The organism is Aquiflexum sp. (genome assembly GCF_977115555.1).
The window spans coordinates 1-7,481 of the sequence record NZ_CDSBKL010000201.1 but is presented as its reverse complement, the minus strand read 5'-3'; the positions used below and the strand labels follow the sequence as shown (position 1 = coordinate 7,481).

Genomic DNA, 7,481 nt, shown 5'->3' with positions numbered 1-7,481 from the left:
GAGAAAAGCCTACGCTGATTCTGTGGAGCAGATTCCGGAGATGATGGTGATGAAAGACAGGACCAAGAGGCGGCCCACCTACATTTTGACCCGTGGAGAATATAATCTGCGTGGTGAAGAGGTTTTTCCCAATACCCCTGAAAGTGTCTTGCCCATGCGGGAAGATCTTCCCAAAAACCGCCTTGGATTGGCTCAATGGCTGACGGATGCAGAGAATCCACTTACGGCAAGGGTGGCAGTTAACCGTTTTTGGCAAAATTACTTTGGAAACGGGTTGGTCGCAACTTCCGAGGATTTTGGGAATCAGGGACAATTGCCTTCGCATCCGGAATTGCTGGATTGGCTGGCGTTGGAGTTCCAAAATTCCGGTTGGGATGTCCAAGCCATGCAGCGTCTGATTGTCACCTCTGCCACTTACCGTCAAGCCTCGAAAACCAGACCTGAACTAAAAGAAATTGACCCTGACAATTATTTTCTGGCAAGGGGACCTTCGGTTCGTCTGCCTGCAGAATTGATCCGGGATAATGCCCTTTTTGCATCGGGATTGTTAAATCCTGCAATCGGCGGAAAAAGTGTGTTTCCTTACCAACCTGAGGGTCTATGGAAAGTCAACGGAGCCAACTATGTGCAGGATAAAGGGGAAAACCTATACCGAAGGAGTATGTACACGATTTGGAAACGCTCCGTTCACCATCCTACCTTATCTATTTTCGATGCGCCTGACCATAGTGTTTCGGTTAGTAAAAGGCAGGAAACCAATACGCCGCTTCAGGCTTTGGTGCTGATGAATGACCCGACTTTTGTGGAAGCTTCCAAGGTTTTGGGAGAAAAAATGTTGGATAATCCAGAAATTTCCAAGTCCATAGAAGACACATTCCGCAAACTGACAGGAAGAAAACCCAATCCTAAGGAGCTTCAGATTCTTATGGAATTGAGGGAAAATGAATACCGTAAATTCAAATCGGATCAAAATAAAACGAAAGGCTGGTTGACTTCCGGGGAATATCGGATTCCTCCGGACTTGGATCCATTCCATTTGGCAGCCAATGCCGTCACAGCGAGTGCGATTATTAATTCAGATGCTTTTCTAACCAAAAGATAACATGAGTCACCATCACGATGCCCCGCTCAGGTCTTCCAACAAAGACCTTCAGGAGATTGAAAAGAAAATGGACAGAAGGCGGTTTTTGACAAAAACTTCTTTGGGACTTGGTTCCCTGGCTTTGGGTTCCCTTATGGGCATGGAAAAGATTTTTGCTGGAAATCCCCAATCCCCACCTTTGCTTTCGGAGTCCGCCAATGGATTGGACGGTTTGCCTCATTTTATGCCAAAAGCCAAGAGAGTGATTTACCTTTTTCAAAGCGGTGGACCATCCCAATTGGAATTGTATGATTACAAACCAAAGTTGGTGGACCTTCACGGGCTGGAACTCCCGGATTCGGTGAGAGATGGACAACGCCTTACAGGAATGAGTGCCGATCAAAGTTCTTTTCCAATGACTGCTTCCGCATTCAAATTCAACCAATATGGCCAAAGCAGGGCTTGGGTCAGTGAACTGATGCCACATACTGCGGAGGTCGCGGATGAGCTTTGTTTTATCAAAAGCATGCAAACCGGGCAGATCAACCATGATCCTGCCATTACTTTTTTCCAGACAGGTCATCAGCTTCCGGGCCGTCCCTCGATGGGCGCTTGGTTGAGTTATGGATTGGGTTCGGATAATCAAAATCTGCCGGCTTTTATTGTATTGGTATCCAAAAACGCAACACAGGACCAACCCTTATATGCCAGACTTTGGGGAAATGGATTTCTTCCTTCCCAATACCAAGGCATCCAATTCCGATCCGGCAAAGACCCTGTACTTTATCTTGGCAATCCTGAAAATTACGACGGAAAGGACAGGCGCGAAATGCTAAATTACCTCAAATCATTGAATGAAGTGCAGTTGGATACTTATGGCGATCCTGAGATCAGCGCCCGCATCGCACAGTATGAAATGGCCTTTCGGATGCAGACCTCAGTTCCTGAAATTACAGATATGTCCAAAGAACCCGATTGGGTTTATGAGATGTATGGGGAGGAAAGCCGTGATCCGGGTACTTATGCCGCCAATTGCCTTTTAGCGAGAAAGCTCATCGAGAAGGATGTCAAATTTGTCCAGCTCTACCATCAGGGATGGGATCAGCATGGGAATTTGCCTGGAGGGATAAAAAACCAATGCCAGAAAACCGACCGGGCTACCGCAGCATTGATCAAAGACCTCAAGCAAAGGGGCTTGTTGGAAGATACGCTTGTCGTATGGGGAGGGGAATTTGGCAGGACAGTCTACAGTCAGGGCACGCTTTCTCCTGATAATTATGGCCGTGACCATCATCCACGCTGCTTTACCAAATGGATGTGTGGAGCCGGAGTGAAACCGGGTTTTACCTATGGAGAAACAGACGATTTTGGATACAATGTGGTCAAAGATCCGGTTCATGTACATGACCTGCAGGCCACTATTCTACATCTATTTGGGATAGACCACGAAAAACTCACCTATAAGCACCAAGGCCGTAGATTTAGGCTTACCGATGTAGAGGGTCATGTGGTAAAGGGGATTTTAACATAGAAAATTCCGAATATGACACAAGACCTGATTACTTTCATCGGAAGATTTCATCCACTTTGGGTTCACTTGCCTATAGGTTTTTTGATCATTGCAGTTTTTTTTAAGGCCTATCTGGCCTTGGGGAAAAAGCCAACCATGCAAGAAGCTGTAAACTTTTCTTTGCTTTTGGGTGCGATCAGTGCTTTTGTTGCAGCGGTTTTGGGTTTTATGCTTTCGCAATCTGGTGGCTATGACGGAGACCTTTTGGATATTCATTTGATAGCTGGATGGATTACAGTTCTTGTTTCCGGAATAGCTTGGTGGGTCAACAAGAATGAATCAAGATTTACCAAAAAGCTGAATTATGCAGTCATGGGCCTTATGATCCTTGCCCTTTCCATTACTGGACATTTTGGCGGAAGCCTGACTCATGGGGAAGATTATCTGACTGCTTATGCACCTTTTGGTGAAAAGCCGGAAGAGACCAAAGGTCGTGTATTGGCCAAGGTGGAGGATGCGGAGGTTTTTACAGATGTGATTCAGCCTGTTTTTCGAAGCAAATGTCAAAGTTGTCACCGACCTGGAAAATCAAAAGGAGAATTGAATTTGGTTTCCTATGAGACATTGCTCAAAGGGGGAGAAAACGGCCCGGTATTTATTGCGGCAGATGCTGGAAAAAGTGAGCTGATCCGTAGAGTAACGCTTTCTTCTGATCATGATGATTTTATGCCTGCCGAAGGGAAAAAGCCTCTGACGGAGGAGGAAATTCAAGTACTCATTTGGTGGATAGCAAAAGGGAAAGCAGATCCCAAAGTATCCTTGATGGATGCGGATGAGGAAATTATCGCTTGGGCAAAGCCTAGACTAAATATTCTTGGAAGAGAGAAAATGATAGCGGTAAGCATCGATACGGCTTATTTAAAAACCTTGGAGAAAATGGGTTTTCGGGTAAGAGTTCTCTCCCATGAAACAGGTGCGCTAGATGTCGTCTTGCCATCTGATGTGGCAAAGGAAAAAGCCACAGATCTATTGAAGGCACTTTTACCCATCAAAGAACAGATTTATTGGCTCAGTTTGGCTGGAACGGGAATCCAAGATTCTGACATGGCTTTGATTGGGCAGCTTTCCAATCTCAAAAGGTTACGGATCGAAAATAATCCCATCTCAGATTCCGGAATTTCAGCCTTGAGGAGCTTACCCAAAATTGAAAGTTTAAACCTGAACGGGACTAAAGTCAGCGAAGCAGGTTTGGAAACATTGGCTGAAATCCATTCTCTCAAATCACTTTACCTCTGGAATACAGCAATTGATCCTCAAGATGTAAAGGTGAAAAAAATAAGCGCTGCTGGAGTGAAGGTTGTTTTTGGAAGTTGAAATTGACCTGAAAATTCAGAATTATCAATAGATCAATATTTTTATGCGGACAGGAAATCAGTTAGCTTATTAATTGGGAGAATTAAGTTTAAAAACTTCCAACTCCCCATCGTTTTTGACAAAGAGAATCCATTTTTCATTTTTGACTTCAAGGGATCTGATATGTCTGATATCTCCCCGGATTCCCAATTTCCCATTTTCCATCAGTGAGAAATTTCCATCTCCCATACCTTTCAATGCCAAACCATAGCTTCCTTGGTAGGCACCAAAATAGGGTGAAACAGCAGTTATATTTCCCCCAAGAAGCAAATCAGAAATCCCGTCGTTATCCAAATCTTCTATCAGAATAGCGTGAACAGGTGCAAATTGGGCTTCTAAAGGAAGAGATTGAAAAGTGAATTTCTTTCCTCCATTATTAAGAAGAATCCCGGATTCGAATTTGAAGGCTTCGAAAAGTACGGCTTCTTTGAATTTGAAATTCCTGAAGATTTCCGCCACTGTTTTTCCGGCAAAATCCGAATGCCTGACAAAGTCTTTTTTGAGTATAGGAATCTGCTTTACCAGTTCATCCCTCGTGGCAACGGTATATTCTTTACCGCTATTATGGTAAGTCAGGATTTGCTCCAAACTGCCGTTTCCATCAAAATCCTTGACATACATTCTTACAGGAGCCTCAGAAGAAGCTTTTAAGCGGCTGTTCAATCCCAGATTTCCCAAGACCAAATCCGGGAAACCATCACCATTTAAATCTTCTGTTGTTACAGAATTCCACCATCCTGAAGTTTTTTCCAGTCCGAATTTTACGGTTTCATTGATCAATTTTCCTTCGCGCTGCATCCAAATGCTGATAGGCATCCATTCCCCAACGACAACCAGATCCATATTTCCATCCCGGTCCAAATCAACCCAAGCAGCGGATTTGACCATTCCGACGGAATCAAGACCGGGAGCAATTTTGAAAGTAATGTCAGAGTAGGAGCCTTTTCCGTAGTTCTTCAGAATATAGCTCTTTGGAAGTTTTCCATATTTTCCTGCGAAATTTCTTCCTCCTATAAATAGATCCTCCAAGCCATCGCCATCAAAATCATGCGGAAGCATAACGGAATATTGATTTTCAGGATCCAAAGGAAGTTCAATAGCTTCAGGAAATGTTCCCTTATCCTGATTGAGAAAAAGCCTATTTTGATTGGAAGGATTGGAGTCATTTTTTCCGTTCAGCAGAAGGAGATCTGGAAATCCGGTTATATCCCCTTCTAAAAAAGCGGCGAAGATGTTATCTGATTTTTGTTCTGCGTTGAAAATACCTTGTCTTGAAAAGTGGGATGTTTCTGTTTTATTTTGGACAAAAAGTGCTGATTCCTGTCCTTTTGCACCTCCGATGAATATATCCTCCAAACCATCCCCATTGATATCTCCGATTGCAAACCCGGGACCTTCATGGGAAAGTTTATGGGGCAGAAGAGGCTCTTTGTTGAAGTCATTGAATTCATCCTCAATGTGCCAAAAATCCAACCCTGTTTCTTTTGATGTAAGTCTTAGGAGTACAGAGGCGGATTTTTCCTGTTTGGGATTAGAGGTGTTTAAAGCATTTTCCTCATTCACAGTCAGTAGTAGGTTTACATCAAGATTCGAGAAGGTTTCACTTTTACCGGATGGCCAAAAAACCTTCAAAGAATCAAGGGTTTGAATATCCCCCAACCCAAGGTTGATTTCAGGCGCAACGGAAGATTGAAAGCCTCTGGCGGTAAAGTTTTCTTGGATGATTTTTTTTCCGTTTCCAAATGCCTCCACCTTTGTTCCTATTCCAAATTTATTGTTTCCCGTCCCTTTAAGCCGGATTTTAAGAAAAGATTGCTTTCCAATATTGGGAAGCTGATTTAGCCTGTTTTCAAATATTTCAGAGGATTGATTGATATTGTTCACGATCAAATCCAAGTCCCCATCATTGTCCAGGTCGGCATAAACCGCACCATTTGAAATCGTGGCTTCGGATATTCCCCAAGCCTTACTTACATTTTCAAAAGTCAGGTTGCCGGAATTTTTGAAAAAATAATTTGGTACTTCTCCGGGCGGCATCTGACCTGCAAGGTTCAGGTCGCTGATGTCTGGCTTTTGGACCAAACCCTCTTTTTCTTCTGGATTGGTGATGAAGTTGATATAATCCATATCATTGGGCCTTCTTGCGATCCCATTTGAAATGAACAAATCCTTCCAGCCGTCATTGTCAAAATCTGCAAACAGAGGTGACCAACTCCAGTCTGTAGCATTGACGCCGGCTAATTGGCCGATTTCCGAAAAAGTACCGTTTGCATTGTTGAGCTGTAGGCTATTTCTTGTGGTTTGTCTTCCATATCCGAAATTGAGTTTGAGCTGGTATATTTCATAACTGTCTTCACCTGCTGACATTTTTTGGACGATTTCATCCTCCGGCAACATGTCTAGGCTGATAATGTCAACCCATCCGTCATTATTGAAATCCGCCAAATCATTGCCCATCGAAAACCTGCTCATATAGGATAAGGCATCTTGGCTTGATTCTTTAAATGTCCCATCTCTTTGGTTGAGATAGAGGTAGTCGTTTTCATTGAAATCATTAGAGACATATATGTCCGGCCAACTGTCATTGTTGACATCAGCTATTCCGATTCCCAATCCATATCCAATTTGGCTTGAATAAATCCCCGCCTCGTTGGTCACTGGAGTAAATCTTAATTCTCCTTTTTCTGCATTGTTTCGATACAGTCTATCTCCTGCAGGACCGCTGTCCATAAACCTGAGAGAAGACCTACCATAGCTGTTTTCTGTGTGTACAGCGTGGTTGAGCAAGTACATATCCAAGTCGCCGTCTTTGTCATAGTCAAAAAATGCAGCCTGAGTACTGAATCCCTGAAAGTCCAATCCATACGATCCTGCACTTTCAGAAAAAGTTAAATCGCCATTGTTGATGTAAAGTTCGTTTTTGCCATTAACGCCTTTCCAATCTCCAAGCCTGCAGACATAGATATCCAAAAGACCGTCACCATTGATATCTGCCATGCTGATACCTGTCTTCCAGGGACCGATGGAGGCCACGCCACTTTGTTCAGAAATGTCCTCAAAAACCATGTTTCCTTTATTGAGGAAAAGTTTGTTGGGAAGCTGGTTTGCTGAAAAATAAAGATCCAATAGCCCGTCATTATTGATATCACCTACAGCTACTCCGCCACCGTTATAAAAATAGAGGTATTCAATGATATTGAACTCCTCTGTTTCGGTTAGTTTATTGATAAAATCAACCCCCGTTTTCTCTCTACCCAGACTAATAAAAAGTGAATCTTGTTTTTGAATCTCGGTTTTTTGGGAACATGAAATCAAGATGAAAAGCGGAAAGAAAAAAAATTGAAAACAGGAATATTTCATCAGATTTATTATTCATTTTTATGACCCTATTTTTTCAATTTACAGGATTTTTTTTTTCAGATTGGCTTTTTTTAAAATTTTTTTTGTGTTTTTTTTCTTCCCCCCAATCTTTTGAAA

General features: G+C 42.9%; 4 protein-coding genes. 3 read left to right on the top strand and 1 reads right to left on the bottom strand.

Annotation, left to right across the window (positions count from 1 at the left end):
- The 3 genes from ACZFYI_RS12530 to ACZFYI_RS12520 all read left to right on the top strand — a co-directional run.
- Positions 1-1,102 (top strand): DUF1553 domain-containing protein (locus tag ACZFYI_RS12530; RefSeq protein ID WP_462524472.1); only part of this gene is annotated, 1,102 nt, incomplete at its 5' end.
- Between the two features lies 1 nt (position 1,103).
- Positions 1,104-2,612, top strand: a complete 1,509-nt coding sequence (locus ACZFYI_RS12525) for a DUF1501 domain-containing protein (RefSeq protein WP_462524471.1) — start codon at positions 1,104-1,106, stop codon at positions 2,610-2,612.
- Positions 2,613-2,624: 12 nt separating this feature from the next.
- Entirely contained in the window at positions 2,625-3,965 is a 1,341-nt protein-coding gene (locus ACZFYI_RS12520) for a DUF2231 domain-containing protein (RefSeq protein WP_462524470.1), read from the top strand.
- 69 nt (positions 3,966-4,034) lie between these two features.
- Here the strand turns inward: ACZFYI_RS12520 and ACZFYI_RS12515 are convergent, their stop codons facing one another.
- Entirely contained in the window at positions 4,035-7,364 is a 3,330-nt protein-coding gene (locus tag ACZFYI_RS12515) for a VCBS repeat-containing protein (RefSeq protein WP_462524469.1), read from the bottom strand.
- Positions 7,365-7,481: the final 117 nt, after the last annotated feature.